The organism is Rhizobium sp. Leaf341 (genome assembly GCF_001424325.1).
Lineage (GTDB): Bacteria > Pseudomonadota > Alphaproteobacteria > Rhizobiales > Rhizobiaceae > Ferranicluibacter.
On record NZ_LMPE01000005.1, the window covers coordinates 218,578 to 244,527 of the forward strand.

The 25,950-nt window shown below is 65.2% G+C and carries 27 protein-coding genes and 1 other RNA gene; 12 read left to right on the top strand and 16 right to left on the bottom strand.

The features are described from left to right. Positions 1-100: 100 nt before the first annotated feature. The 3 genes from ASG03_RS08255 to ASG03_RS08265 are packed head-to-tail and all read left to right on the top strand — an operon-like array spanning position 101 to position 3,116. Positions 101-1,321 (top strand): NAD-dependent epimerase/dehydratase family protein, encoded by a 1,221-nt coding sequence (locus tag ASG03_RS08255; RefSeq protein WP_062693238.1) that lies wholly within the window; start codon positions 101-103, stop codon positions 1,319-1,321. After that, on the top strand, positions 1,318-2,160 hold the full coding sequence (locus ASG03_RS08260; RefSeq protein ID WP_062693239.1) for a glycosyltransferase: 843 nt from the start codon (positions 1,318-1,320) through the stop codon (positions 2,158-2,160). Before ASG03_RS08255 ends, ASG03_RS08260 begins: the two co-directional genes overlap by 4 nt. After that, entirely contained in the window at positions 2,157-3,116 is a 960-nt protein-coding gene (locus ASG03_RS08265; RefSeq protein WP_156381788.1) for an NAD-dependent epimerase/dehydratase family protein, read from the top strand. The genes ASG03_RS08260 and ASG03_RS08265 overlap by 4 nt, the downstream gene beginning before the upstream one ends. 88 nt (positions 3,117-3,204) lie before the next feature. Here the strand turns inward: ASG03_RS08265 and ASG03_RS08270 are convergent, their stop codons facing one another. The 7 genes from ASG03_RS08270 to ruvC all read right to left on the bottom strand — a co-directional run bounded on the left by ASG03_RS08270 (position 3,205) and on the right by ruvC (position 7,798). Beyond that, positions 3,205-3,525, bottom strand: a complete 321-nt coding sequence (locus ASG03_RS08270; RefSeq protein ID WP_062475093.1) for a hypothetical protein — start codon at positions 3,523-3,525, stop codon at positions 3,205-3,207. Beyond that, positions 3,525-3,740, bottom strand: coding sequence for a DUF2945 domain-containing protein (locus tag ASG03_RS08275; protein ID WP_062475096.1), 216 nt, complete (start codon positions 3,738-3,740; stop codon positions 3,525-3,527). Before ASG03_RS08275 ends, ASG03_RS08270 begins: the two co-directional genes overlap by 1 nt. 59 nt (positions 3,741-3,799) lie before the next feature. Continuing rightward, positions 3,800-4,309, bottom strand: coding sequence for an NUDIX hydrolase (locus tag ASG03_RS08280; protein ID WP_062693241.1), 510 nt, complete (start codon positions 4,307-4,309; stop codon positions 3,800-3,802). Next, a complete protein-coding gene (locus ASG03_RS08285; protein WP_062693242.1) occupies positions 4,309-5,175 on the bottom strand; it encodes a metallophosphoesterase in 867 nt (288 codons plus the stop codon). The genes ASG03_RS08280 and ASG03_RS08285 overlap by 1 nt, the downstream gene beginning before the upstream one ends. Continuing rightward, entirely contained in the window at positions 5,176-6,219 is a 1,044-nt protein-coding gene (gene ruvB / locus ASG03_RS08290) for a Holliday junction branch migration DNA helicase RuvB (RefSeq protein WP_062693243.1), read from the bottom strand. It lies immediately after the preceding gene. Between the two features lie 377 nt (positions 6,220-6,596). Beyond that, positions 6,597-7,214: a Holliday junction branch migration protein RuvA gene (gene ruvA, locus ASG03_RS08300; protein WP_062475112.1), complete on the bottom strand. Its 618-nt coding sequence runs from the start codon at positions 7,212-7,214 to the stop codon at positions 6,597-6,599. Positions 7,215-7,273: 59 nt separating this feature from the next. Next, on the bottom strand, positions 7,274-7,798 hold the full coding sequence (gene ruvC, locus ASG03_RS08305; RefSeq protein ID WP_062475115.1) for a crossover junction endodeoxyribonuclease RuvC: 525 nt from the start codon (positions 7,796-7,798) through the stop codon (positions 7,274-7,276). Between the two features lie 149 nt (positions 7,799-7,947). Between ruvC and ASG03_RS08310 the strand changes: the two genes are divergently transcribed. Then, entirely contained in the window at positions 7,948-8,946 is a 999-nt protein-coding gene (locus ASG03_RS08310; protein WP_062475118.1) for an LLM class flavin-dependent oxidoreductase, read from the top strand. Positions 8,947-8,952: 6 nt separating this feature from the next. Here the strand turns inward: ASG03_RS08310 and ASG03_RS08315 are convergent, their stop codons facing one another. From ASG03_RS08315 to ASG03_RS08350, 8 genes are all read right to left on the bottom strand, one after another. Continuing rightward, complete coding sequence (locus ASG03_RS08315) at positions 8,953-10,410, bottom strand: sensor domain-containing diguanylate cyclase (RefSeq protein WP_062693245.1); 1,458 nt, start codon at positions 10,408-10,410, stop codon at positions 8,953-8,955. A gap of 236 nt (positions 10,411-10,646) precedes the next feature. Further along, positions 10,647-11,393 (bottom strand): YebC/PmpR family DNA-binding transcriptional regulator, encoded by a 747-nt coding sequence (locus tag ASG03_RS08320; protein WP_062475123.1) that lies wholly within the window; start codon positions 11,391-11,393, stop codon positions 10,647-10,649. Between the two features lie 105 nt (positions 11,394-11,498). Then, a complete protein-coding gene (locus ASG03_RS08325) occupies positions 11,499-12,350 on the bottom strand; it encodes an MBL fold metallo-hydrolase (RefSeq protein ID WP_062693246.1) in 852 nt (283 codons plus the stop codon). A 171-nt stretch (positions 12,351-12,521) separates the two neighbouring features. Next, positions 12,522-13,346 (bottom strand): TIGR00282 family metallophosphoesterase, encoded by an 825-nt coding sequence (locus tag ASG03_RS08330; RefSeq protein ID WP_062693247.1) that lies wholly within the window; start codon positions 13,344-13,346, stop codon positions 12,522-12,524. A 16-nt stretch (positions 13,347-13,362) separates the two neighbouring features. Then, positions 13,363-13,989 carry a 5-formyltetrahydrofolate cyclo-ligase gene (locus tag ASG03_RS08335; RefSeq protein WP_244475214.1) on the bottom strand — a complete coding sequence of 209 codons (627 nt, stop codon included), beginning with the start codon at positions 13,987-13,989 and terminating at the stop codon, positions 13,363-13,365. A 141-nt stretch (positions 13,990-14,130) separates the two neighbouring features. Then, positions 14,131-14,288, bottom strand: a non-coding RNA gene (ssrS, locus tag ASG03_RS08340) — 6S RNA. Between the two features lie 169 nt (positions 14,289-14,457). Then, positions 14,458-14,862 (bottom strand): cell division protein ZapA, encoded by a 405-nt coding sequence (locus ASG03_RS08345; protein ID WP_062475131.1) that lies wholly within the window; start codon positions 14,860-14,862, stop codon positions 14,458-14,460. Positions 14,863-14,930: 68 nt separating this feature from the next. After that, positions 14,931-15,203 carry a DUF4164 domain-containing protein gene (locus ASG03_RS08350; RefSeq protein WP_062475134.1) on the bottom strand — a complete coding sequence of 91 codons (273 nt, stop codon included), beginning with the start codon at positions 15,201-15,203 and terminating at the stop codon, positions 14,931-14,933. 284 nt (positions 15,204-15,487) lie between these two features. Here ASG03_RS08350 and tkt point away from each other — a divergent pair, with 284 nt between their 5' ends. From tkt to ASG03_RS08380, 6 genes are all read left to right on the top strand, one after another. Continuing rightward, complete coding sequence (gene tkt / locus ASG03_RS08355; protein WP_062475137.1) at positions 15,488-17,470, top strand: transketolase; 1,983 nt, start codon at positions 15,488-15,490, stop codon at positions 17,468-17,470. Between the two features lie 98 nt (positions 17,471-17,568). Beyond that, positions 17,569-18,579, top strand: a complete 1,011-nt coding sequence (gene gap / locus ASG03_RS08360; protein ID WP_062475140.1) for a type I glyceraldehyde-3-phosphate dehydrogenase — start codon at positions 17,569-17,571, stop codon at positions 18,577-18,579. 212 nt (positions 18,580-18,791) lie between these two features. Next, positions 18,792-19,364 (top strand): putative glycolipid-binding domain-containing protein, encoded by a 573-nt coding sequence (locus ASG03_RS08365; RefSeq protein WP_062475782.1) that lies wholly within the window; start codon positions 18,792-18,794, stop codon positions 19,362-19,364. A gap of 28 nt (positions 19,365-19,392) precedes the next feature. Continuing rightward, positions 19,393-20,592 carry a phosphoglycerate kinase gene (locus ASG03_RS08370; RefSeq protein ID WP_062475143.1) on the top strand — a complete coding sequence of 400 codons (1,200 nt, stop codon included), beginning with the start codon at positions 19,393-19,395 and terminating at the stop codon, positions 20,590-20,592. A 213-nt stretch (positions 20,593-20,805) separates the two neighbouring features. Beyond that, positions 20,806-21,831: a class I fructose-bisphosphate aldolase gene (locus ASG03_RS08375; protein WP_062475146.1), complete on the top strand. Its 1,026-nt coding sequence runs from the start codon at positions 20,806-20,808 to the stop codon at positions 21,829-21,831. Between the two features lie 207 nt (positions 21,832-22,038). Then, positions 22,039-22,959, top strand: a complete 921-nt coding sequence (locus ASG03_RS08380; RefSeq protein ID WP_062475149.1) for a PhzF family phenazine biosynthesis protein — start codon at positions 22,039-22,041, stop codon at positions 22,957-22,959. 18 nt (positions 22,960-22,977) lie between these two features. Here the strand turns inward: ASG03_RS08380 and ASG03_RS21780 are convergent, their stop codons facing one another. Continuing rightward, on the bottom strand, positions 22,978-23,133 hold the full coding sequence (locus tag ASG03_RS21780) for a hypothetical protein (RefSeq protein WP_156379863.1): 156 nt from the start codon (positions 23,131-23,133) through the stop codon (positions 22,978-22,980). A gap of 221 nt (positions 23,134-23,354) precedes the next feature. Between ASG03_RS21780 and ASG03_RS08385 the strand changes: the two genes are divergently transcribed. Continuing rightward, on the top strand, positions 23,355-24,677 hold the full coding sequence (locus ASG03_RS08385; RefSeq protein WP_062693248.1) for an MFS transporter: 1,323 nt from the start codon (positions 23,355-23,357) through the stop codon (positions 24,675-24,677). A gap of 432 nt (positions 24,678-25,109) precedes the next feature. Further along, positions 25,110-25,628, top strand: coding sequence for a protease adaptor protein RcdA (rcdA, locus tag ASG03_RS08390; RefSeq protein WP_062475155.1), 519 nt, complete (start codon positions 25,110-25,112; stop codon positions 25,626-25,628). Positions 25,629-25,950: the final 322 nt, after the last annotated feature.

Consider the following 25,950-nt stretch of genomic DNA (forward strand, 5'->3'; position numbering starts at 1 on the left):
CAGCCGGAGAGGCGCAAAATCCGTTCGACCGGCGGGTGGCGACGACCGGGCGATCCGGGACACATTTTCTCCGGCACCGATCTTTCGAGGAGGCGACGTCATGAAGATTGCAGTGATGGGCGGCGACGGTTTCATCGGCTGGCCTACGGCCCTGCACCTGTCCCAGGCGGGCCACGACATCCATATCCTCGACAATCTCTCGCGCCGCTGGATCGACACCGAGCTCGGCGTCCAGTCCCTCACGCCGATGGACTCGATCCAGGAGCGCACGCGCATCTGGCATGCCGAAACCGGGCGACGCATTCATTTCAACCTGATCGACCTTGGCCGCGACTACGAGCTCCTGAAGAACTGGCTCGGCGAGCACCGCCCCGATGCGGTCATCCATTTTGCCGAACAGCGTGCGGCGCCCTATTCGATGAAGAGTGACCGGCACAAGAACTATACGGTCAACAACAACGTCTCGGCGACGCACAATCTCCTGAACGCGCTGGTGGACCTGAACCTGGACGCGCATCTGGTGCATCTCGGCACGATGGGCGTCTACGGCTATTCCACCGTGGGGGCCGCGATCCCGGAAGGCTACCTGCCGGTCGGCATCACCACGCAGAGCGGCGAGACGGTTGCCCAGGAGATCCTCTACCCGGCCAATCCCGGCTCGATCTACCACATGACCAAATGCCTCGATCAGCTGCTCTTCCAGTTCTATGCCAAGAACGACGCGCTGCGGATCACCGACCTGCACCAGGGCATCGTCTGGGGCACGCACACGCAGGAAACCCGCCGGCACGAGCAGCTGGTCAACCGCTTCGACTATGACGGCGATTACGGCACGGTGCTGAACCGCTTCCTCATCCAGGCGGCCATCGGCTATCCCCTGACCGTGCACGGCACCGGCGGGCAGACCCGCGCCTTCATCCACATCCAGGATTCGGTTCGCTGCATCGAGCTGGCGCTGAAGAACCCGCCGGCCCGGGGGTCGCGCGTCGAGATCTTCAACCAGATGACCGAGACGCACCGGGTGCGCGACCTCGCCCGGATGATCTGCGACATGACCGGCGCCGAGATCGCCTGGCTGCCGAACCCGCGCAAGGAAGCGCCAGAGAACGACCTGGTCGTGACGAACGACAAGTTCCTCGATCTCGGCCTCGACCCCACGCGCCTGAAGGACGGGCTCCTGTCGGAGATCGTCGATGTCGCCCGGAAATACGCCTATCGCGTCGATCGCAGCCGCGTGCCCGCGGTTTCCGCCTGGACGAAGGACATCGCCTCCAAGATCGTTCACGATCCGGAAGGCCGGAAGCTGAAATCGGTCTCATGACGGGAAGCACCGTCCACGCTTATGTGACGCTGGTGACCAATGCGGATTACGCGATGGGGGCAAAGGCGCTCTGCCGCTCGATCCGCCGGACGGGAAGCCGCGCGGACATCGTGGTCCTCCACACCCAGGCGGTGACCGCGCCGATGCTGGCGCCGCTCGCGGCGTTCGACGTCCGGCTGGTCCAGACCGACCTTTTGCCGCTGTCGGATGCCTTCAACGCGCGGCATGCCAGGCGCAGCGTCCATGCCGCCGCCCCCTTCACCAAGGGGCGCAAGCCGGCCTTCCATTCGCCGCTCGACAATTTCTGCAAGCTGCGGCTCTGGCAGCTGACGGACTACGAGCGCTGCATCTTCATCGATGCCGACGCGCTCGTGCTGAGAAACATCGACCGGCTCTTCGACTATCCCGAATTCTGCGCCGCACCGAACGTCTACGAAAGCCTGGCCGATTTCCACCGGATGAACTCCGGCGTCTTCGTCGCCCGGCCTGCCGACGAGACCTTCCGGGCCATGCTGGAACGGCTCGACGTTGCCGACGCCTTCTGGCCTCGCACCGACCAGAGCTTTCTGCAGGCCTTCTTCCCGGACTGGCACGGTCTGCCGGTGACGATGAACATGCTGCAATATGTATGGTTCGCGCTGCCTGCTCTCTGGGACTGGCCGTCCATCGGCGTGCTGCACTATCAGTATGAAAAGCCGTGGGAGAGGGATCATCCCAAGGCCGAGGCGCTGAAGCCGCTGATCGACCTCTGGCACGCCTTTCACGACGGCACCGACATTCCGGATATTGCCGGCCTTCCCGGTCCGTTGCGTCCGGACGCGACGAAGGCGGCAGGCTGATGCGGGTTCTCGTTTCGGGCGCAACCGGCTTTGTCGGCCGCTTCATCGTGGAGCATCTGCTGGCGCACGGGCACGAGGCGGTCGCAGGGGTCAGGCCCGATGCAAGCGCCGCTGCGGGAGCCTTGCCGATCCCGATCTCCCGGCCACCGTTCTCGCGGCACGTCGACACCGTGGCGCTGCCGCTCGATCCCGCCGCGCCGCTTCCGGCGCTCGACGGCATCGACGCCTTCGTCCATGCCGCGTTGGAGCACGTGCCCGGACGATATCGCGGCGGCGAAGGCGATGACCCCGAGGGGTTCCGGCGCGCCAATGGCGATGGCTCCCGACGGCTGTTCGAAGCGGCCCGCGCGGCGGGCATCCGGCGCTGCGTCTTCCTGTCGAGCCGCGCCGTCTATGGCCGCCCGCCGGACGGGGCCCTCCTATCGGAGGATCTGGAGCCGGCCCCGGAAAGCCTCTACGGCAGCGTCAAATGGGACGCGGAACGGGCGCTGGCTGCCCTGGACACGGAAAATTTCGTGACGGCAAGCGTCCGCGCCACCGGTGTCTACGGGCTCGCGCCCGATCGGCCGCACAAGTGGGAGAGCCTTGCGCGTGACTATCTTGCGGGCCGGCCGGTGGAAGACCGCGTGGGAACCGAGGTGCATGGCGACGACCTCGCCGCCGCCGTCCTGCTGCTCCTGACCGCCGATGCTTCGCTTGTCGCTGGCCGCGCCTTCAACGCGTCCGACCTGCTGACGAGCCATCACGACGTGCTCGCGGAACTGCAGCAGGCGACGACCTGCCGTCATCCCCTCCCCGCGCCGGCGGACCGGTCCCATTTCGCGCAGATGGACACGACACGCCTGCGGTCGCTCGGCTGGGCCCCGGGCGGTACGGCCCGCTTCCGCGCGGATATCGCAGCCCTCGCCGACCGTCTCGCCGCGACCAGCAAGGAAACCCGTCCTTCCGGCCAATAAGGACCCTGACGCCTGCGACGGGGACCGGCCATCGGTGACGGGGACCCTGAGAGTGGCCGAATGGTGCGCGAGGGGTAAAAGCGATCGGCTACCGATCCTTTTCCAGCTTGGCCTTCTGCTTTTCCACCCAGTCGCGTCCGGCATCGCCGCCCCAGAGGAGCCAGGCGATGTAGCCGGCGGAGGGGTTCTCGTCGTCGCCGAAGTTCTTGGCACGCTTGTCGACCTTGTGGCGGGAGAAATAGCTCGACATGCGCTTGATCGTGTCGGGCGAGAGATGGGCGCGATTCTTCAGATCACGGGCGCGGGCGACGCCGATCTGCGTGCCGCCGCGCTTGAACGTCTCGCGCAGCTTCAGGCCCTTCTCGGCCTCCTTGGCGACGGCGTCCGGAGGAACATGATCGCTCGACATCAGCTTGCACTCAGCTCCGAATGGCTCTTGAGCACATGTGCCCCATCGTCTTGGCTGATGAGGTAGGCCGGCTCGTCGGTCGACGCCTTGCGCTTGATCTTGTGGCCCTTGATGGTGCGCTCGACGTCCTCGGTGAAGCTCTCGTCCACCTTGCCTTCCGCCGTGCCCTGACCCCATTTCCAGGAAACGGTGGTGCCCTTCGTGAATTTCTTCATCTGCGCTCTCCTTGACGCGATTACCGCGGGGGAAATGCATGCGCGCGAAACGGGTTCCGTCAGACGCGGTCGAGATCGCCATCGTGCCAGACGATGTGCCGGCTGGTCTCGGGCAGCGTCTCGATCTGCTCGGCGATGAAATAGGGTGGAATATCGAGCGCCCGCAGCGCGGCGACCGTTGCGGGTACCCATTTGAATTCGAGATCGGCCTTGCCGTCCCGGTTGCGATGCACGATCTCGCTGTGGTGGAAGGGAAAGACCGGAGGCACGGTCATGAGATAATAGAACCCGATCTCGTGGTAATCGCGCGCCTCGTAGCGAAAGAAGTTCTCGACCGTCCACAGCAGACGGCCGACCGTGATCTCGACGCCGAGCTCTTCCTGCATCTCGCGCCGCAGCGTCGCCTCGGATGTCTCGCCAATCTCGGCGCGACCGCCCGGAAAGGTCCAGAATGTCTCGTGCACCGCCCGGTGGACGAGAACATGCCCGTCGCGAAAACCGAGCCCGGCAATGCGGAAATTGAACCGTTTGTCGCCGGCGTCGAGCCGGACCATCTTGCGCTTTGCCATCAACCGAGCTCCACGACGGTGATCTCCGGCGGCGAACCGAGCCGGACGGGAATGACGGACGTGCCGAGACCGCCGGACACGACCAGATGCCGCCCGTTCTCGACGATGTGCCCATAGGCATAGCGGCTGCCGAAACGCGAGGGAACCACGGGCGCAAAGCCGAACAGGCGGATCTGCCCGCCATGGGTATGGCCCGACAGCGTGACGGCGACCCGCGCCGGGACCGTCGGGAAGACGTCTGGCTCGTGCGCCATGAGGATGACGGGTGCATCGTCGGTGATGCGCGCGAGCGTCCCCGCGAGATCGTCGAGGCCGCGCGCCGGCAGCAGCTGATCCGCAAGGCCGGCAAGCCAGAAGGCCTGACCATCCTTTTCGAGGCGCACGGCCCGGTTTTCGTAGAGCGGCACGCCGAGGCTGTCGAGCACGTCCTTGACGACCCCGGGGCGGCCGCTTTCCATGGCCTGGCGATCGTCGAGCCAATCATGATTGCCGAGAATGGCGTGAACGCCGAGCGGCGCCTGCAAGGGCCGCAGCGCCGCGCCCCAGGCGTCCGGCGGCACCTGCGTTCCCAACATCATGCCGGAGAGAAAGTCCCCGAGAAGCAGGATCATGTCACCGCCCAGGCGATTGGCCTGGTCGGCAATCTCGGCAATGCGGGACGCCGGCATATAGGGATCGCAGGCATGGAGATCGCTGATCAGCACGAGCCGCAGCCGCAGCGCCCGAGGCCAGCCGGGCGGCACGATCCGATGGGTGACGACGCGCGGCCGCCGACGCGGCTCGATGCCGATGCCGTAGGCGGCGGTGGACAGAGCCGCCAGGACGAGCGCCCCGGCAGTGCGGAGAAACCCGCGCCGGGACAGCACTCACTCGTCCTCCTGGAACAGGCGGAACTGCGAGGCCTCGAGATCCTTCGGCGGCACGAGACCGAGATGTTTCCAGGCATTGACCGTGAGCACCCGCCCGCGCGGCGTGCGCTGGATGAAGCCCTGCTGGATCATGTAGGGCTCGATGATATCCTCGATCGCATCGCGCGGCTCCGACAGGCCCGCCGCGATCGTCTCGATGCCGACGGGGCCGCCGCCGAAATTGAGCGCGATCATGTGGAGATACCGCTTGTCGAGCTGGTCGAGGCCCATATTGTCGACCAGCAGCCGCGTCAGGGCTTCGTCGGCGATCTGCCGCGTCACGGCCTCGGCCCGCGCGACCTGGGCGAAATCCCGCACCCGGCGCAGGAGCCGTCCGGCAATGCGCGGCGTTCCCCGCGCCCGCCGGGCAATCTCGCGCGCGCCCTCGTCGGTGATGGCGAGCCCCATCAGCCGGGCCCCGCGCCGCACGATCAGTTCCAGTTCCTCGACGGTGTAGAAGCTGAGACGCACGGGAATGCCGAACCGGTCGCGCAGCGGCGTCGTCAGCAGCCCGAGCCGGGTGGTGGCGGCAACGAGCGTGAATTTCGAGAGGTCGATCTTGACCGACCGGGCGGCCGGCCCCTCCCCGATGATGAGATCGAGCTGAAAATCCTCCATGGCCGGATAGAGAATTTCCTCCACGGCCGGATTGAGACGGTGGATTTCGTCGATGAAGAGCACGTCGCGTTCTTCGAGATTGGTCAGGAGCGCCGCGAGATCGCCGGCCTTGGCGATGACCGGGCCCGAGGTCGAGCGGAAATTGACGCCGAGCTCCTTCGCCATGATCTGCGCGAGCGTCGTCTTGCCGAGACCGGGCGGACCGACGAACAGCACGTGATCCAGCGCCTCGCCGCGGTGCTTGGCCGCCTCGATGAAGACCTTCAGATTGGCGCGCGCCTCCGCCTGGCCGGTAAATTCGTCCAGTGACTGCGGCCGAAGCGCGGTGTCGAGATCCTCGCCGCGCTTTTCGGGAGAGATCAGGCGGTCATCGTCGTCCGTCATGCAAGGAGTTCCATTCCCGGGGTGAGGCGCGCAGCCTTCCGGTCAAACGTACCGATTTTCTGGCAGCCGGCCCGCAGGCCCGACCGCGCGACGAGAGAATCAGCCGGAACCCTAGACGGGACGTCCGGCTGGAGAAACACGATATCGAGGTCCCCGGCATGCGCGCCGACGATCTCCGCCGAGGACTGCCGGAGCAGACGCATCGGCATGATCTGCGATGGCGGAATATTGCGTTCCCCGCGTCAGATCGAGCCGGCCGCGACGGTCTTTCGGGATCGGACGCTGGCCTTCGGATGTTGGGATCGTCAGAGCGCCCATCTGTAGCAGCCTTTCCTCGTTGCTGTGCCAATCTTACCGGGAAACCGGGGCCCGAACAATCACTGCGACAGTTCGCGCAGTCCGAGACGGATGAGCTTGGCGCTATCGCCGCCCTCGCCGCCATTGCGCAAGGCGGCGGCGATCGCATTGGCCGCCTGGTCGCGGGAGTAGCCGAGATTGGTGAGAGCCGAGACGGCGTCGGCCACCGGCGCAGGCACGGCGCCTTCGCCGAGTTCCTGCTTGAAGCCGATGCCGGCCGCGGCCTCGCCCGCAAAGGCGGGCGCCTTGTTCTTCAGCTCGGTCACGATGCGCACCGCGACCTTCGGGCCGACGCCGGGCGCGCGCGAGATCGAGGTCTTGTCCTGCAACGCGATGGCATTGGCAAGTTCGCCAGGCGTGAGAACGGAGAGCACGGCGAGCGCCACCTTGGCGCCGACGCCCTGGACGCTCTGCAGCAGCCGGAACCATTCGCGCTCGAGCGCCGACAGGAATCCGAACAGGCGCAGCTGGTCTTCCCGCACATAGGTTTCGATGAAGAGCACGGCAGCCTCGCCGGCCGAGCCGAGCTTGCCGAGCGTGCGCGCCGAACAATAGGCGACATAGCCGACGCCATGGACGTCGATCACCACATGGTCGTCGGCGATCTCGTCAATCGTGCCTTTCAACTTGCCAATCATCCGCGTCGGTCCCAAAGAAAAAGAAAGAAGCTGGCCGGCGATCCATCACGCCGGATGGTTCACGCCGTGGCGGCCGCGATGCGATGGGCGAGGCTGCCGGCGAAACTCTGCCGATTGTGCGCATGGCAGATGGCGATGGCCAGCGCATCGGCGGCATCATTGCCCTTGAAGGTCGCTTTCGGCATCAAAACCTTGATCATCATATGGATCTGCTGCTTTTCGCCGTGCCCGACGCCGATCACCGATTTCTTGACGGCATTCGGCGCGTATTCCGCCACCTTCAGGCCGGCGCGGGCGGGAACCAGCATGGCAATGCCGCGCGCCTGTCCGAGCTTCAGCGTCGCGACAGCATCCTTGTTGACGAAGGTCTGCTCCACGGCGGCTTCGTCCGGCTTGTGGAGATGCAGAATGTCGGCCAGGCCGTCATGCAGCTGGCAGAGACGCGAGGCCAGATCCGCATCGCCGTCCGACAGGATCGTGCCCGACGCCACGAAGCGCAAGGTGTTGCCGAGCGTGTCGATCACGCCCCATCCCATGCGCCGGAGCCCGGGATCGATACCGATGATGCGAATCGTGGATTGCATGAAAATATCCTAGTCTTTGCCCCCGGACGCTGCCAGCAAAATGTGAACAAAACAAAAACATCCGGAAGGCTTGAATATGCCATGCCCTTTAACTCGCGAAGAAGGGCGCTTACATGACAAGGACATTCATCAATTGAAGGCCGCTTGCCATGGTCCCCTTTTCCATTCTCGACCTGTCGCCCATCACGCAGGGCAGCACTGTTTCGCAGGCGCTCGACAACTCGCGGCGCCTCGCGCAGGAGGCGGAGCGCGCCGGCTATGAGCGCTTCTGGCTGGCGGAACACCATGGCATGAGCGGCATCGCCAGCGCCGCAACGGCCATCGTGATTTCGCACGTGGCCGCGGGAACGAAAACGATCCGCGTCGGCTCGGGCGGAATCATGCTCCCCAACCATTCGCCCCTCGTCATCGCCGAACAGTTCGGCACGCTTGCGGCTCTCTACCCGGGCCGGATCGATCTCGGTCTCGGTCGCGCGCCGGGCACGGATATGCGCACGGCGGCCGCGCTCCGGCGTCACATGGAGGGCAGCGCCAATGCCTTCCCGAACGACGTCGTGGAACTGCAAGGCCTGCTCGGCACCCCGCAAGAGGGACATGTGATCGCCACGCCCGGTTCTGGCACGAACGTGCCGATCTGGCTTCTCGGGTCCAGCCATTACAGCGCCCAGCTGGCCGGCATGCTCGGCCTGCCCTTCGCCTTCGCGTCGCATTTTGCGCCCGACATGCTGTTTTCGGCGCTTGAGATCTACCGCGAGCGCTTCGAACCCTCGGCGATCCTCGACAAGCCCTACGCCATGGTCGGCATCATGGGCGTGGCGGCGGATACCGATGCGGAGGCGCGCCACCTCTTTACCTCGATGCAGCAATCCTTCGTGGCGCTCCGGCGCAATGCGCGCGGGCAGTTCCCGCCGCCGGTCGACAGCATGGACGGTCTGTGGAACGCCTCGGAAAAGGCTTTCGTCGATCATGCGATGAGCTATGCGATCGTCGGCGGACCCGAGACGGTGCGCCGCAAGACGCAGACGTTCCTCGCCGACACGCGCGCCGACGAGCTGATCATCTCCATGCCGATCTTCGACATGGACGCGAGGCTGACGTCGGTGCGCCGCTTCGCCGAGGCGCGTCAGGAGCTTGCGGCCGCAGCCTGACGTGGCTCAGCCGCGCAGGCTGGCGGCCATGCGGCGAAGCTCGCCCGTGGCCGCGCCCGGTGCGCCGGCGTCCAGCCCCTGCCCGACCACCACCCGGCCCCGTCCGAGCGATTTCGCCGTGTAGAGCGCGTCGTCCGCTGCGCGAAACGCAGCATCGCAGGTGGTCGCCCTGTCCGTGACATGGCAGAGCCCGAACGAGGCGGCAATCTCGATCCGATGCCCCGGCGGATAGGCGCCCGACAGGTAGAACGGCGCCGACAGCGCCTCGCCGAGCTTCCAGCAGGCCGCTTCGGCATCTGCAAGGGTGACGGCCGGCATCAGGATGGCAAATTCGTCGCCGCCGAGGCGGAAGAGCCTGTCCTCCGTTCGCGCATCGGCGCGAAGCCGTGACGCAACCGCGCGCAGGAGGTCGTCGCCGACCGCGTGGCCATAGGTGTCGTTCACACCCTTGAACCCATCGAGATCGAGGCAGGCGACGACAAGCGCCCCCATGGCCGCTTCCTCGTCGTAGACGCTGTCCAGCAAAGCCCGGTTGGCAAGGCCGGTGAGAACGTCATGCGTCGCGGCGTGCGCCATCTGGCGCTCGCGGGCGACCAGCATCTGGGCGGTCGTCTGCGCGATGCGCAAGAGCAGGACGCCCCCCGCCATCAGCACGAAGAAGATCGTCAGGATCAGCGGCATCGCCTGGTAGAGCATGTCGCGCGCCGGCGTCGGCGGACGCCAGGAAAGGACCTGAAACTTGCCGTTCGGACTGACGGCGATCTCTGTGCGGGCCCGCTCGGGCGCAACGTCTGTCAAAGGACTGACGCGGGCGTCATCGAGCAGAAACCGCGTTCCGAAAAAATCCTTCAGGCTGCCGCCGATCGGCATGGCCGTGATCAGCACCGGCGCGCGATCCCCCTTCAGCCGCGCCGTGCCGAAATCCGGCTGGAACAGGCTGGCCGACAGCAGCACGGCCTCCTGTCCGATAACCTCGATCCGACTGGCGGCGATGGGCTTGGGAATGCCCGGACTTTTGGGTGCCGTCTCGCGGCGGCGCACATCGGCAACGAGCATCTTCGCATCCGCGACGATCCGGTCGGCGCCACGGGAAAAGAAAGGCCGGGTGGCGACCGTCTCTTCCGTCCGGGAATAGAGGATGCTGTCGTCCGGATTGAGAACGGCGGTAAAGCGGGTGCGCGACGTTCCGATCAGGGACGCGCCGATGTTGCGGTCCGCCCAGTCGAAGTCGAACGTGGTGTCGAGCTTGGCGATCGCCTCGTCCCAGATGGTCCAGGAGGTCAGCGTGAATTCGATATCGGCGATCCACAGAGCGAGGTTGCGCTTGACCAGCGTCTCCTGCTGGATCCGCGCCTCGCCATCGATCCGGGCCGCGCCGAAATAGGGTACGGTCGCCATGGCGGCGATGAAAAGGGCGACGCCGCCAATGGCGGGTCCCACGAGTTTCAGGTGAACGAAGCGCAATCCCGGCCCGCTTTCCAATCCAGCATTCAGGTTGGACCCGCACGCAATCCCGCGCGCCGGACGCCCGTGAAGCGTCCGCCGATCCATCGACCGATGCGAAAGAGGCCTCGATCTCGACGAGGCGTCGGCAGCAGCAGACAGGCCGCATGCTGATCGACAGGCGTTACGATAAGGTTAGCGCAGACGCAGCAATACACCGAAAAGCATAGGATAGAGCCGTGATCTGCAACCTGTAATCAGGCCGACAGCTTGGCCATCACCTCGTCGGACACTTCGAAATTGGCGTAGACGTTCTGAACGTCGTCGTCGTCTTCCAGCGTGTCGATCAGCTTCATCAGGGATTCCGCCCGCTCCTCGTCGACCGGAACGCTGTTCTGCGCCTTCCAGATCGCCTTGACGGTCTCGGCTTCGCCGAGCGTCGCCTCGAGCGCCTTGGACACCTCGCCGATATCCTCGAAGCCGCAGATGATCGTGTGGCCATCCTCGTCGCTGGTGACATCCTCGGCACCGGCCTCGATGGCCGCTTCCATGACGGCGTCCGCGGTGCCGACATCCGGCTTGTAGGTGATTTCGCCGACACGGTCGAAGGAGAAGGAGACCGAGCCGGTTTCGCCCAGCGCCCCGCCGGCCTTGGTAAAGGTCGAGCGGACGTTGGAAGCGGTGCGGTTGCGGTTGTCGGTCAGGGCCTCGACGATCACGGCAACGCCGCCCGGGCCGTAGCCTTCGTAGCGGATTTCGTCATAGTTCTCGCTGTCGGCGCCGGACGCCTTCTTGATGGCGCGCTCGATATTGTCGCGCGGCATCGACTGCGCCTTGGCGTTCTGGATAGCGAGGCGCAGGCGGGCATTCATCGAGGGATCGGGAAGGCCGGCCTTGGCCGCGACGGTGATTTCGCGGGCAAGCTTGGAAAACATCTTGGATCGCACGGCGTCCTGGCGGCCCTTGCGATGCATGATGTTCTTGAACTGTGAATGGCCGGCCATGGCGCCCTCTTGGATAAACTCTGCCGATGATGGGATCGGGCCGCCTTATAATTTCATCCGGCCGGTTCGTCCAGCCTGTTGTCCGGCGCAATGTCGCCGGTCTCCTCACAACCCCTGGAGAAGCAGGATCAGCGGTTTTTTCGGCAAGGTTGCGAGAGACACGGTGACCGTGGCGCTGCCCGCCGTCGCCCGGTCGAAACCGGGGCCGAAGAGGCCGAGGAAGCTTTCGACCGGCGGCCCGCGCCGATGCATCGGAAGGATCAGCGCCGAGCGCAGCCGGCTGACGACACGCACCATGCTCTCCGCCCCCATGGTCAGCCCGCCATCCACCGGCACCATCACGACGTCGAGCCGGCCGATCTCGGCATAATCCGTCTCGGAGAGTTCGTGGTGGAGATGGCCGAGATGACCGATGCAGAGGCCCGCGACCTCGAAGATGAAGATCGAGTTGCCGTCCGGCTCCATGGCGCCGCCATAGCCGGCACGGATATCGGTCGGCACGTTGCGGATATAGGCGTCGCCGACGACGAGGTCGTGATCGGCCGCACGGCCGTTGTCGCCCCAGCCGTGCAGCACATGGGCGATCTCGGGTCCCGGCGTCAGCGTGTAGTGGGTGGAATGCGCCTTGTTCATCGTCGCCACCTGGGGTGGCCGCGCCGGGCGGTGAAACCCGGAATAATCGGTCGCGATCGTCACGCCCTCCGGCGTTTCCAAGAGAAAGGTGGAGTGCCCTAGAAAGGTGATGGCGACATTTGGATCGCGCGCGGCCGCCGGCTGCAGGTCGGGGACAAAGCCGCCGGCGCTCGCCAGCTGGACAAACCCGGCGTCCGGCAGGGTCTGCGCGATGGCCTGGCACTGGCTGACCGCCGGCCGTTGCTGGGCGAAAGCGGGGGTCTGCGGACAGGCAGCGAACATGACCGCGAGCACACACGAGGCAAGAACGGCAGATCGCAGCATGAGAAACCCCTGACCCTGTTTCAGCCCGGTTCGGCGACAGGGTCAGGATATGCGCCGGAGGCGCGCGGTAAAGAGGCGGCGCGTCACAATCACGTCATTGCCGGGAGGCGGATCTCGTCGACGATCCTCGGTGCGTATCACCTGCTCCAGAGGAACGACGGCAAACCACCCTCACGCCCAGAATGCCGGCACGGTCTCCGAAAGGCGCGGGCCGATGCGCAAGGGGGCGATGGCTTCGGCGAGGCCGGTGCGGTCGGAGATCTCGACGCCGACGCCGCACAGGGTCGCAGGACCGGACGCCGCCTCGAAGCGACCCTTGGGCATCTTGGAGATGAAGCGGTTGAGCGGCTCCTCCTTTTCCATGCCAAGGGAGGAGTCGTAGTCGCCGCACATCCCGGCATCCGACAGATAGGCGGTTCCGCCATTGAGGATCTGATGGTCGGCGGTGGGAACGTGCGTGTGGGTGCCGACGACGAAGCTGGCACGGCCATCGACGAAATGGCCGAAACACTGCTTCTCGCTGGTCGCCTCGGCATGGAAGTCGAAGACGATCGCATCCGCCTGCTCCTTCAGCGGGCAGGCAGCCAAGATGGCCTCGGCCGACTTGAAGGGGTCGTCGAGCTCGGGATGCATGAAGACGCGGCCCATGATGTTGGCGACGAGCACGCGCGCGCCATTGCGGGCGAAATAGAGCCCGGAACCGCGTCCGGGCGTCCCTTGCGGATAGTTGGCCGGCCGCAGGAACTGATCGTGTCGCTGACAGAAGGTCACCGCCTCCTTCTGGTCCCAGACATGATTGCCGGTGGTGACGACGTCGGCCCCGGCATTGATGGTCTCCAGAAAGATGTCCTCGGTGATCCCGAAGCCGCCGGCCGCGTTTTCGCCGTTGACGATGACGAAGTCGAGCTTGAGGTCGGAAACCAGCCCCGGAAGCTTTTCCCAGACGGTCGTCCGGCCCGTCTTGCCCACCATGTCGCCAAGGAACAGAAGTCTCATGTCAGATCGATCTCGCTTACGCTTGCTGCATCTCGACCAGGCCTTCCTCTGTCAGAATGGCATCGAGCGGGATGTCGTGCGGCTCAAAAGGCACTGATGCCACTTCCTGGCAGGCGAAAGCAATCCCGATCAGGCGCGGTCGGCGGTCGCGCGCCGCCAGGCGGGCGATCGCACGGTCGTAGTGACCGGCGCCATAGCCGATCCGGTGGCCGCGGCGATCGAACGCCGAGAGCGGCACCAGCATGACATCGGGATCGACCACCGGCGCGGTCTCGTCCGGCCCCGCGGTGCCGAAGCCGCTCTTCACGATCGGCGCACCGGGGCGGAACGCGCGAAAGACGATGGTCTGACGGTCGAGGACGACGGGCAGGCAGAGGCCGGCGCCCATGGCGCGCAGCCGTTCCATCAGCGGACGGATATCGGGTTCGGAGCGGATCGGCCAGAAGCCGGAGACCATGGCGCCGTCCAGGTGAAACATTTCGCCAAACGCCGGCGTCGCGACATGGTCGAGCATGGCCGCGGCACCGGCCGCCCGAACCTCCGCAGACAGCGCATCGCGCAGAGCCAGCCGCTCGGCGCGCAAAACCGCCTTCTGGTCTCTCGCCATATGTTCGCTTGCGGTCTGTTCGCTGGATGTCGGCATCATAACCCTCTCCCGTCCGTCATCCGGTTTTGGACCCGGCGCCGAAGGAGATCAAGGTGGAAGGCGCGGACAAGCATCGGACGACGCACGATGCGGCCCGTCACCTCTGCGTGACGCGTGGACAAGACGGGAAGGGAGAAAGTGCGATCCACACGACCGATGGATGTTTACGATCCTGGGTGCCTACAAACGTAGGTGGGCGCCATATGCCCAGGCCCACGAGCCTGGACAGGGACAGCTCCCGTTGGATCGAGTATGGCCCCAGGGATTGTGGTTCCTGTCGTGAAGCGCAGACCGCAAGATCGAATATAGAGCGCTTCGCCGCGGCATGCCAGAGGCGATTGTGAAATCGGCCTTCAAGGGCGCTAGCAATAGGGCTTGGTAAAAAGCGCTTGGGGGCACGGAGCGCGGCCGGGCCTGCGCAAACCGCAGCTTGCTGGGATATGGCCCGGAATGGGGACGCGGATGTTACCGGGGATGCGCCGGCGGGTGGGCGGGCTGGGCTGGCGGTGCGGGGCGGTTGGCGATGCGGGCGGCCAGCCCCTGGATCTGCGTGGTGACCTCGCCGAGCGCGGTTGCCAGGCCCTCCTCGGCTTCGGCCTGTTGGGCGACCGCGATGTCCCGCGCGCGCTTCAGCCCCTCGACTTCGGTTTCCAGCGCCTTGAGCCGGCGATCGACTTCGGAAAGTTCGTCGGTCACCATGATGGCGGCCATCACCGTCAGTCGGAGATCACCGATTTCGCCGAACTGGCTCTTGAGATGACTGACATACTGGTCGAAGCGCGCGGCGAGATCGGTCAGGTGATCCTCCTGCCCCTCTTCGCAGGCCATGCGATAGGCCTTGCCGTCGATCGTCACGGTGACTTGCGCCATTGGCTAACTCCCGGCCCGAGGCCCGTTGACGGATGGCAGGGGGATTGTCGGCGTGTTCGCAGGCCGCATCATCGATCGAGAACCGCGCGGATCGTTTCCATCGCGGTCACCAGACGGCGCGAAACCTCCCGGTTGACCTCTTCGAGGCGATTGGCCCGAAACTGGGACTGGTCGAGTTCCTGCGCGAGCCGCGCCCTGTCGGTATTGACGCGGCGAACCTCGCCTTCGATCTCCACCCGGTCGCGCTCGCGGTCCAGCCGGCCGTCGATCACGCTTTCCAGACCGGCCACAGCCCCCTTCAGATCGTCGATCGCTGCCCTGACTGTCTTTCCCACCGCCATCGTGTCTGCTTCCAATCCATGGCCGGGGCACCGAATCGGCAAGCTGCGCCCTCGTCAAAGCCAATCGCATTATTAGACTCAATCCACCGGACGATACAACGCCGCGCTCTCAGCTTCAGGCTGGAAGCTGTGGATCACGCACGATTTTTCGTGCTTCGACAGCCCCCGCACGCCTGCCGTCTTTGTTGACTCCACCGGGCGAGGTGCTATGTCTCACCCGCTTCCGATGCGGTCTTTGGAGGATAGAGACCGTTCCCTGATCATCAAGCTTAAGCGGAACAGTCATGATCTCGAATGAACAACACGACCGGATGGCGAATGCGATCCGTTTTCTGGCCATGGATGCGGTGGAGAAGGCCAATTCCGGCCACCCCGGCCTTCCCATGGGAGCGGCCGACATCGCGACCGTCCTTTTCACCAAATACCTGAAGTTCGACCCGAAAACCCCGCACTGGCCCGACCGCGACCGTTTCGTCCTGTCGGCCGGCCACGGCTCGATGCTGCTCTATGCCCTGCTCTATCTCACGGGCTACCCCGACATGACGATCGAGGACATCAAGCAGTTCCGCCAGCTCGGCTCCAAGACCGCCGGACATCCGGAATTCGGTCATGCCACGGGCATCGAGACGACGACCGGCCCGCTTGGCCAGGGCATTGCCAATGCCGTCGGCATGGCGATCGCCGAACGTAAGCTCGAGCAGGAATTCGGCTCCGACCTGCAGGACCATTACACGTACGCGCTCTGCGGTGACGGCTGCCTTATGGAAGGCATCAGTCACGAAGCGATCGCGCTGGCCGGGCACCTGAAGCTGAACAAGCTCGTGCTCTTCTGGGACAACAACTCGATCACCATCGACGGTGCCGTCTCGCTTTCCGACTCGACCGACCAGATCGCCCGCTTCAAGGCGGTGCACTGGAACACGATCGAGGTCGACGGCCACGACCAGAAGGCGATCTCCGACGCCATCGAAGCCGCGCACAAGTCCGACCGTCCGACCTTCATCGCCTGCAAGACCGTCATCGGCTTCGGCGCACCGAACAAGGCCGGCACCCACAAGGTTCACGGTTCCCCGCTCGGTGCGGAAGAAATCGCCGCGACCCGCAAGGCCCTGAACTGGGAGTCGGAAGCCTTCGATACACCGGCCGACGTGCTGGACGCCTGGCGCAGTGCCGGCGAGCGCTCGGTCCAGGCCCGCAAGGCCTGGGAAGCGCGCCTGTCGTCCGCCGACGAAACGAAGAAGGCCGAGTTCACCCGCCGCTTCGCGGGCCAGCTGCCGGCCGGCTTCGACAAGGCCATCGACGACTACAAGAAGAAGCTCGCCGAGAAGCCTCCGACGATTGCAACCCGCAAGGCCTCCGAGGATGCGCTGGAAGTCATCAACGGCTTCCTGCCGGAAACGCTGGGCGGCTCTGCCGACCTGACGCCCTCCAACAACACCAAGACCAGCCAGATGACGTCGATCACCCCGACGGATTTCGGCGGTCGCTACATGCACTGGGGCATCCGCGAACACGGCATGGCTGCGGCCATGAACGGCGTCGCGCTGCATGGCGGCCTGATCCCCTACTCCGGCGGCTTCATGATCTTCTCGGACTATTGCCGTCCGTCGATCCGCCTGGCCGCGCTGATGGGCATCCGCGTCATCCACGTGCTGACGCATGACAGCATCGGCGTCGGCGAAGACGGCCCGACGCACGAGCCGGTCGAGCATATGGCCGCGCTCCGGGCGATCCCCAACCTGTTGATGTTCCGCCCGGCCGATGCCGTGGAAACCGCGGAATGCTGGCAGCTGGCGCTCGAAGACGGCAAGCGGCCTTCCGGCCTGGCGCTGACCCGCCAGAACCTGGCCCCGGCCCGCACCACCTACTCGGCGGAAAATCTCTGCGCCAAGGGTGCCTACGAGCTGATCGCCGCCGACGACGCCAAGGTGTCGATCTTCGCCTCCGGCTCCGAAGTCGAGATCGCCGTCAAGGCGGCCGCCGACCTCAAGGCCAAGGGCATTGCTGCCCGCGTGGTTTCCGTACCGTGCTTCGAGCTCTTCGAAGACCAGCCGGAAGACTACCAGACGGCGGTTATCGGCACGGCACCGGTCAAGATCGCGGCGGAAGCCGCCGTCCGCCAGGGCTGGGATCGCTTCATCGGCTCCGACGGCGCCTTCGTCGGCATGCACTCGTTTGGTGCATCCGGCCCCGCCAAGGAGCTGTTCAAGCATTTCGGCATAACGTCGGACGCGATCGTCGCGGCTGCCGAAGCCAAGCTTTCCTGATCACGTCCCGGAAGGGCATGCGCGAACGTGCATGCCCTCGGACACCCGCCTGAACCAGACACTCATCAAGACACGCCTTCTCAAAGGAGAGAGCCTCCATGACAGTGAAAGTCGCCATCAACGGCTTCGGCCGCATCGGCCGCAACGTGCTCCGCGCCATCGTCGAGTCCGGCCGCACCGACATCGAAGTCGTCGCGATCAACGACCTCGGCCCGGTGGAAACCAATGCGCATCTGCTGCGCTACGACTCGATCCACGGCAAGTTCCCCGCGACCGTCGAAGTCCAGGGTGACTCGATCGTCGTCAACGGCGGCAAGCCGATCAAGGTGACGGCTGTGCGCAACCCGGCCGAACTGCCGCACAAGGATCTCGGCGTCGATATCGCGCTCGAGTGCACCGGCATCTTCACCGCACGTGACAAGGCCGCTGCCCACCTGCAGGCCGGCGCAAAGAGCGTCATCATCTCAGCGCCTGCCGATGGTGCCGACCTGACCGTTGTCTACGGCGTCAACCACGACCAGCTGACCAAGGAACACACGGTCATCTCGAACGCGTCGTGCACCACCAACTGCCTCGTGCCGGTGGTCAAGGTTCTGAACGACGCGATCGGCATCGATCACGGCTTCATGACCACGATCCACTCCTACACGGGCGACCAGCCGACGCTCGACACCATGCACAAGGACCTGTACCGCGCCCGCGCCGCAGCCCTGTCCATGATCCCGACCTCGACCGGCGCCGCAAAGGCCGTCGGCCTCGTGCTGCCGGAGCTGAAGGGCAAGCTGGACGGCACGTCCATCCGCGTCCCCACGCCGAACGTCTCGGTCGTCGACTTCAAGTTCGTCGCCAAGCGCGACACGAGCGTTGCCGAAATCAACGACGCCATCAAGGCCGCCTCCAACGGCGCGCTCAAGGGCATTCTCGGCTACACCGAGGAGCCGCTGGTCTCGCGCGACTTCAACCATGACAGCCATTCCTCGATCTTCGCCATCGACCAGACCAAGGTTCTGGAGGGCAATTTCGTCCGCATCCTGTCCTGGTACGACAATGAATGGGGCTTCTCCAACCGCATGTGCGACACGGCCGTCGCCATGGGCAAGCTGCTCTAAGACGACCAAGAGCCCCGGGCGCCTCAGGCGGCCCGGGGCTTTTTCCATCTGCGCTTGTCGTGACCGCGCCTGTCGCCACGGCTCTTCGCCGTGACCCGCATGATGACCCTGTCGCCATGACCGCCGGTCCGGCACGCATGCCGCCTGCACCGCCACCCGCCTGCACCGCCACCCGCTTGGACCGCCACGACGAGGAAGGCAAGGATCTCCCGATGTTTCGCCCGCTGCAGCCAACGACCGTGCGCTGGCGTCCGCTTGACGGCGAAGGCCTGGAGCATGTGACGCTGATGCCGCGCGCCGGGCCCGAGCCCGGTATCCGGATCACCTCCGTCGTCATCGGCGCACGTGCGGGCACCCCGTACGGCGTCCGTTACACGATCGACTGCGACCCGCACTGGACGACGACGGCGCTCTCGCTTTCGACCACGACCGGCATCCACTTTTCGCTCGTCTCGGATGGCCTTGGCCACTGGCAGGACGGCGACGGACAGGCCCTGCCGGCCTTCGACGGCTGCATCGATGTCGATCTCGCCGGCACGCCCGTCACCAACACGCTGCCGATCCGAAGGCTCGCGCTGCGCCCCGAGGACGGCACCCGCAGCCTCGACATGCTCTACATCCCCTTCGACACGTTCGAGCCCCTGCGCGACGGCCAGCATTATACCTGCCTGGCAGAGGACCGGCTCTATCGCTACGAGGCTGCCGACCGCAGCTTTACGGCCGATCTTCCGGTCGACGCGGACGGCCTCGTTCTCGATTACCCCACGCTTTTCATCCGTACCTGACCCGATCAGACGCAACTGGAGACGACCTATGACCTTCAAGACCCTCGACGACCTGACCGACATCGCCGGCAAGCGCGTGCTCGTGCGCGTCGACCTGAACGTGCCGACGAAGGACGGACAGGTGACGGACGCGACCCGCATCGAGCGCGTCGTTCCGACGATCCGCGAACTGTCCGAAAAGGGCGCCAAGGTCATCCTGCTCGCCCATTTCGGCCGCCCCAAGGGCGAACCGGTCGCGGACATGTCGCTGAAGCCGATCGCCGCGGCGGTCGAGGACATAATCGACCAGCGCGTCCATTTCGCAACCGATTGCATTGGCGAGACGGCGGCAGCCGCCGTGGCCGGCCTCGGAAACGGCGACATCCTGCTGCTTGAAAACACCCGTTTCCACAAAGGCGAGGAAAAGAACGACGCCGAGTTCACCAAGGCGCTTGCCGCCAACGGCGACATCTACGTCAACGACGCCTTCTCCGCCGCGCACCGCGCCCATGCCTCGACCGAAGGCCTGGCGCATCTCCTGCCCGCTTATGCCGGCCGGACGATGCAGGCCGAGCTCGAGGCGCTGGAGGCCGGCCTCGGCAATCCGAAGCGTCCGGTCGTTGCCATTGTCGGCGGCGCCAAGGTGTCCACCAAGATCGACCTGCTGACCAACCTCGTGAAGAAGGTCGATGCCCTGGTCATCGGCGGCGGCATGGCCAATACCTTCCTTGCTGCCCAGGGCATCGACGTCGGCAAGTCGCTCTGCGAGCATGATCTTGCCGACACCGCGCGCAGCATTCTGGCGGAAGCGGAAACCTCGGGCTGCGCCATCGTGCTGCCGGTGGATGGCGTGATAGCCCGCGAGTTCAAGGCCGGCGCCGCCAACGAGGTCGTCGATATCGCCGCGATTCCCGCCGACGCCATGGTTCTCGACGTCGGCGCAAAGTCGATCTCAGCCGTCAACGACTGGGTCAGCAAGGCGGAGACGCTCGTCTGGAACGGCCCGCTCGGCGCCTTCGAGATCGCCCCGTTCGACAAGGCGACGGTCGCCGTGGCCCGGCATGCAGCGTCGCGCACCAAGAGCGGCGCACTGGTTTCGGTCGCCGGCGGCGGCGACACGGTCTCGGCCATGAACCATGCCGGCGTTGCCGACGACCTGACCTATGTGTCGACGGCCGGCGGCGCGTTCCTCGAATGGATGGAAGGCAAGCCGCTTCCGGGCGTGGATGTCCTGCATCAGCAGAAGTAAGGCTTAACGCACAATCAGAGGCGCGGAGGGTTCCCCCCACGCCTCTGATCCTCCGGCGCATCAGCGCTCGTCGTCTCCACGGACTCTGTGGAAATCGCAGACTTTTCAAACGATTAAATTTTTTTCAATCGTTTTAGGTATTTTAAGTCGATTTGCATCGCCTGTTTCATCTGTTATCCGAAGAGCACAAACACGGATCGGAGAGGACGGATCATGACCGAGAGACTGGAAGAGATTGCCGCGGCGATGATGGCAAAGGGCCAGGGTCTCCTGGCTGCCGACGAATCGACCGCAACGATCGGCAAGCGCTTCGATACGATCGGCCTTGCCTCCTCCGAAACCTCGCGCCGCGATTATCGCGAGATGCTGTTCCGCGCTGACGACGCCATGTCGACGCACATCTCCGGCGTCATCCTCTACGAGGAAACCCTGTTTCAGAAGGCGGCCGACGGCACGCCCTTCGTCGATATCATCCGCGCCGCCGGCGCTGTTCCCGGCATCAAGGTCGACACTGGCGCCAAGCCGATGGCGAAGTTTCCGGGCGAAACGATCACTGAAGGCCTCGACGGCCTCGCGGACCGGCTGAAGACCTATTACGACGCCGGCGCCCGTTTCGCCAAATGGCGCGGCGTCATCGCCATTTCCGACACGCTGCCGACCTTCGGCGCTGTGAAGGCCAATGCCCAGGCGCTCGCCCGTTACGCCGCTCTCTGCCAGGAAGCGGGAATCGTGCCGATCGTCGAGCCGGAAGTGCTGATGGACGGCGTCCCCGGCGACCACGGGATCGCGCGCTCGGCCGACGTGACCGAGGAAACGCTGCGCATCGTGTTTGCCGAGCTCGCCGACGCCCGCGTCTCGCTCGAGGGCATGATCCTGAAGCCGAGCATGGTGATCGACGGCAGGAAAGCCCGCAAGGCCAGCGTCGAGGAAGTGGCCGAACGCACGGTGGCCGTCCTGAAGCGCACCGTCCCCTCGGCCGTGCCCGGCATCGCCTTCCTGTCCGGCGGCCAGACGACCGAGGAAGCCACCGCACACCTCTCCGCCATGATCGCTGGCTTCGACCTGCCCTGGACCATGACCTTCTCCTATGGCCGTGCGCTGCAGACCGAGGCGTTGAACGCCTGGCAGGGCAAGGCCGAAAACGTGGCGGCCGGCCAGCGCGCCTTTGCCCATCGGGCCCGCATGTGTGGCCTGGCGGCGCTCGGCGGCTGGAAGAAGGATCTGGAAAAGGCGGCCTGACCGCCGTCCGGCAGACGACACCCCACCGGTTTCCGTCCGGAGACCGCAAATGCCTTCTGGGAGGAAGGAGACCTGGCCGCCTCGTGCGGCCGGGTTTTTTTGTGCCGGTCGGAGGGCGGCGCAAATATTGTCATGGTCACAAGTCTGCAATTCCAAAGCCTGCGGCATCCGGGTAGCTCTTCCGGCAGCATCACCGGAGTGGGCGCCATGACGCAGATCGACTACATCACCCTCGACGTCTTCACCCGGGAACGCTTCCGCGGCAATCCGCTGGCGGTGATCGCCGATGCGCGCGGGCTCGACGCGGAGACGATGCAGGCGATCGCCCGTGAATTCCAGTATTCCGAGATCACCTTCGTGCTGCCGCCGGCGGACGCTGACAACACGGCCGAGGTGCGGATCTTCACGCCGACGATGGAGCTGCCCTTTGCCGGCCACCCGAACGTCGGCACCGCCTTTGCCCTCGCCCGCGCCGGCCATGTCTTCGGCAAGCCCGTGGGCGACAGCCTGCGCTTCGAGGAAACGGCCGGCATCGTCGCGGTCACCGTCGAGCGTGACGCGGATGGCGCGGTCACCGGCGCCAGCATCGAGGCGCCGCAGAGGCTGACGGTCGCAGACGGCCTGCCCGTCGAGACGCTCGGTCCCATGATCGGGCTTGCCCCCTCCGCGATCGCGATCGGCCATCATGCGCCGCTGTTCCTCTCCGTCGCCCTGCCCTTTCTCGTGGCGGAACTGCCCGATCTCGAGACGCTGGGCGCGGCCCGACCGGACATGAGCCTCTTTGCGGCTGCCGAGGCCGGGCTCGATCCGGTCGACGGACGCCTCTCGGTGTTTGTCTATGTGCGCAGCGGCGCGGAGCCGACGCGCCTGCGGGCGCGCATGTTCGCGCCGCTCGACACGATTCCCGAAGACCCGGCAACCGGCAGCGCCTCGGCCGCTCTCGCGGCGTTTCTGGCCCCCGGCATGGTCCCGGGTGCGGAAACGGTGGAGCTGACGATCGTGCAGGGGGTGGAAATGGGCCGGGAGAGCCGGATCCACCTGCGGGTCGCCATGGTGGACTGCCGGGCGGCCAGTGTCCGCATCAGGGGAGACTGCGTGGAGATGATGCGCGGCGCCCTCACCGTGTGACACGCACGGCCGAGACGTTCAGGGCCTGATCAACACCGTCAGCATCATCACGCCGATGGCGGCGACCGCGACCTTCCAGAAATCCCGCCGATAGCGAAGACCCGGCCACCCCAGAGGCTTGACCAGCTGAACCGTCATCAGGGCGAGAAGCAGGAGGGAGAGCGCTTTGGACATCGCCGCGACCATAGAGCAAATCGCGCAGCCAGGCGACGCGCTTTCGCGCCCGCATCCGGCAGGGCAACACCAGGCCGCAACGGACGGAACCCGCAGCACCGCGTCGCGGATGGCATGGCGGGACTGGGGGCGAACATTGTAGGAAATGGCTGCGCAAACCGATTCCGGTTTCGGAAAAACTGCAGTAGGTTCGCGCCCACGTCCGGAACAAGCGGAGTCTCATGACCAGAAACCTCCTCCCCGTCGCGGCCCTTCTCCTTGGAACGCTTTTCCTGTTTCTCGGCAACGGCCTTCACAGCTTGCTCCTGCCGATGCGCGGCACCACGGAGGGCTACTCGGCCACGCTGCTCGGCCTGCTCGGCACGTCCTGGGCAAGCGGCTTCGTGCTCGGTTGCCTGACGGCCCCGACGATCGTGCGCCGCGCGGGGCATGTCCGGGCCTTCAGCATCTTCGCCGCCATTCTCGCGATCGTCGCACTGATGACGGGCATTCATATCGATCCCATCTGGTGGGTCGGCCTGCGCGCCTTCACCGGTTTCTGCACCGCCGGCACGTCGATGATCATCGAGAGCTGGCTGAACGAGCGCGCCACCAATGAGAGCCGCGGCGCGATCTTCTCGCTTTACATTGCCATCACCCTCTTCGGCGTGGTCGTGGGCCAGATGCTCGTCCCGTTCGGGGATACCAACACCACCGTCCTCTTTATGGTCTGCGGCATCGTTTACTGCGTGGCCATGCTGCCGACCCTGATGTCGACGGCCGTGTCTCCCCAACCGCTGAAGCAGGTGCGTCTCGACCTCGGGGGCCTCTACCGCAATTCCCCGGTGTCGTTTCTCGGCATTCTCATGATCGGCATCGCCAATGGCGCCTACGGCACGCTTGCCGCTGTCTTCGGCCGGCAGGCGGGCCTGCCGAATGCAGATGTGGCCCTGATGGTCAGCACCGTGATCTTTCTCGGCGCCATCATGCAGTTTCCGGCCGGTCGCCTCTCCGACCGCATGGACCGCCGCTTCGTGCTGGCCGGCATTGCCGCCGTCGCCGCGCTGGCCGGGATCCTGATCTTCCTGTTCGAGCCGGCCGGCAAGGTGTCCCTGCTGATCATGGTGGGCCTCTACGGCGCAATGTCGAATGCGCTCTATCCGATTGCCGTTTCCCACGCGAACGACTTCGCCGCGCCGGAAGATTTCGTGAAGGTCTCGGGCGGCCTTTTGCTGCTCTACGGCATCGGCACGATCATCGGTCCGACGGTCGGCGGCCCCGTGATGACGATGATGGGCCCCTATGCGCTCTTCATGATCACCGCCTGCGCCCACGTCATCGTGGCGGGCTATGCCCTCTTCCGCAGCCGCATGCGGGCCGCGGTGCCGGTCTCCGAACGCGACCCCTTCCCGGCGACCATGTCGAACGGACCGCTGATGGCAACGCCGGAGAGCCTGCAGATGTCGCCCCGCGCCGTCCAGGCTGCTGCTGCCGATCCCACGTCCGAGCCGACGTCGGGTGAGGCTGCGCAGGATCCCCTCGACGACGCGCCGCGGACGCTCTGATGCGGCCGGGCGCGGTCGATGGCCCTTCCGCGCCCCGACATGGGTGCAGAGATGAAGAAAGGCTTAACGACACAAGGATTGTTGCGGATCAGGACGGAAAAGAACACCGGATTAACCGTCTGTTAGGCATTTCGGTTTATACATCATGACATCCAGTTCGCTCTGGACTCAGACATTTCACCCCAGGGCGAATGGTCTGATTTTCTCCCTGTTTTACCTTGAGAGCCGCTTCGCGCGGCTCTTTTTTTTGCCTTAATTCTGCCGTCACCGCAGCGCATTCATCAAATTGTGGATGTTAACCCTTTCTTAAGAATAGACTTGCGCGTTTTACGCTATGGGATCATTCTTGGTCTCAAGAAGAACGGCGTTAGAAACTTTTTATCGATCCGTCCGTTACCTGACCGAGCCAAGCGTCCAACCAGGGAATGAACCATGTCCGAACGCGGATTGAACACCGTCAGTTTTGCAGGCCATGCCGCAGCATCCGCTCAGTTCAAGGCGCTCTACGCTGAGGGCATGGGACTGGTCGAGGAAACGGCGAGCTACCTGGATGGTCACGGCCGCGCAGCCTCGAAGGTTCTGCCGCGCATGGCATCGGTTCTCTATGCCGCCGAGTCGATGCGCCTGACGACGCGCCTGATGCAGATGGCCTCGTGGCTGCTTCTTCAGCGCGCTGTCAACAATGGCGAAATGACCCGCGATCAGGTTCTGTCCGAAAAGAACAAGGTTCGTCTCGACAGCTTCAACGTCGACCGCACCGCGCCCGGCTGGTCCGACCTTCCCGAAGGCTTCCGCGATCTGATCGACCGTTCGCTGCGCCTGCAGAATCGCGTCGCCCTTCTCGACCGCGAAATCTACCGTCCGCAGGAAGCCGGCAGCTTCGTACCCGACAATCAGAACGGCGTAAAAGCCCAGCTGAACCTCTTGCAGACAGCGTTCGGCGCGAACTGACGCTGACCCCCAATGATGGATATGAAACGAGCCCGGCATGCCGGGCTTTTTCGTGTCCGGGGCCTGGTTTGATCGTGGTCGGCATCGAGCCCGTGGCTGCGCTCCATCCGTTTGCCGGCATCGTCTTCCCCTCTGCGGGACGAAGGGAATGCGCCGTACCGCACGACCCTACCCGGCCTGCGGGGAAAGGTGCGGGCAGGCGGATGAAGGGCGAAACGGCACAGGCCGAGGCAAACCCCGCTCCGACACACACGCTCACACACAGACCGCACCCCTCTCGCCAAACGCAAAAAAGCCCGGCGAACCGGGCTTTTGCTACATA

Excerpts from the sequence above, each read along its gene's own strand:
- ASG03_RS08255 (WP_062693238.1), top strand. The coding sequence starts at position 101 with ATGAAGATTGCAGTGATGGGCGGCGACGGTTTCATCGGCTGGCCTACG.
- ASG03_RS08260 (WP_062693239.1), top strand. The coding sequence starts at position 1,318 with ATGACGGGAAGCACCGTCCACGCTTATGTGACGCTGGTGACCAATGCG.
- ASG03_RS08270 (WP_062475093.1), bottom strand. The coding sequence starts at position 3,525 with ATGTCGAGCGATCATGTTCCTCCGGACGCCGTCGCCAAGGAGGCCGAG.
- ASG03_RS08275 (WP_062475096.1), bottom strand. The coding sequence starts at position 3,740 with ATGAAGAAATTCACGAAGGGCACCACCGTTTCCTGGAAATGGGGTCAG.
- ASG03_RS08280 (WP_062693241.1), bottom strand. The coding sequence starts at position 4,309 with ATGGCAAAGCGCAAGATGGTCCGGCTCGACGCCGGCGACAAACGGTTC.
- ruvB (WP_062693243.1), bottom strand. The coding sequence starts at position 6,219 with ATGACGGACGACGATGACCGCCTGATCTCTCCCGAAAAGCGCGGCGAG.
- ruvA (WP_062475112.1), bottom strand. The coding sequence starts at position 7,214 with ATGATTGGCAAGTTGAAAGGCACGATTGACGAGATCGCCGACGACCAT.
- ruvC (WP_062475115.1), bottom strand. The coding sequence starts at position 7,798 with ATGCAATCCACGATTCGCATCATCGGTATCGATCCCGGGCTCCGGCGC.
- ASG03_RS08310 (WP_062475118.1), top strand. The coding sequence starts at position 7,948 with ATGGTCCCCTTTTCCATTCTCGACCTGTCGCCCATCACGCAGGGCAGC.
- ASG03_RS08320 (WP_062475123.1), bottom strand. The coding sequence starts at position 11,393 with ATGGCCGGCCATTCACAGTTCAAGAACATCATGCATCGCAAGGGCCGC.
- ASG03_RS08325 (WP_062693246.1), bottom strand. The coding sequence starts at position 12,350 with ATGCTGCGATCTGCCGTTCTTGCCTCGTGTGTGCTCGCGGTCATGTTC.
- ASG03_RS08330 (WP_062693247.1), bottom strand. The coding sequence starts at position 13,346 with ATGAGACTTCTGTTCCTTGGCGACATGGTGGGCAAGACGGGCCGGACG.
- ASG03_RS08335 (WP_244475214.1), bottom strand. The coding sequence starts at position 13,989 with ATGCCGACATCCAGCGAACAGACCGCAAGCGAACATATGGCGAGAGAC.
- ASG03_RS08345 (WP_062475131.1), bottom strand. The coding sequence starts at position 14,862 with ATGGCGCAAGTCACCGTGACGATCGACGGCAAGGCCTATCGCATGGCC.
- ASG03_RS08350 (WP_062475134.1), bottom strand. The coding sequence starts at position 15,203 with ATGGCGGTGGGAAAGACAGTCAGGGCAGCGATCGACGATCTGAAGGGG.
- tkt (WP_062475137.1), top strand. The coding sequence starts at position 15,488 with ATGATCTCGAATGAACAACACGACCGGATGGCGAATGCGATCCGTTTT.
- gap (WP_062475140.1), top strand. The coding sequence starts at position 17,569 with ATGACAGTGAAAGTCGCCATCAACGGCTTCGGCCGCATCGGCCGCAAC.
- ASG03_RS08365 (WP_062475782.1), top strand. The coding sequence starts at position 18,792 with ATGTTTCGCCCGCTGCAGCCAACGACCGTGCGCTGGCGTCCGCTTGAC.
- ASG03_RS08370 (WP_062475143.1), top strand. The coding sequence starts at position 19,393 with ATGACCTTCAAGACCCTCGACGACCTGACCGACATCGCCGGCAAGCGC.
- ASG03_RS08375 (WP_062475146.1), top strand. The coding sequence starts at position 20,806 with ATGACCGAGAGACTGGAAGAGATTGCCGCGGCGATGATGGCAAAGGGC.
- ASG03_RS08380 (WP_062475149.1), top strand. The coding sequence starts at position 22,039 with ATGACGCAGATCGACTACATCACCCTCGACGTCTTCACCCGGGAACGC.
- ASG03_RS21780 (WP_156379863.1), bottom strand. The coding sequence starts at position 23,133 with ATGTCCAAAGCGCTCTCCCTCCTGCTTCTCGCCCTGATGACGGTTCAG.
- ASG03_RS08385 (WP_062693248.1), top strand. The coding sequence starts at position 23,355 with ATGACCAGAAACCTCCTCCCCGTCGCGGCCCTTCTCCTTGGAACGCTT.
- rcdA (WP_062475155.1), top strand. The coding sequence starts at position 25,110 with ATGTCCGAACGCGGATTGAACACCGTCAGTTTTGCAGGCCATGCCGCA.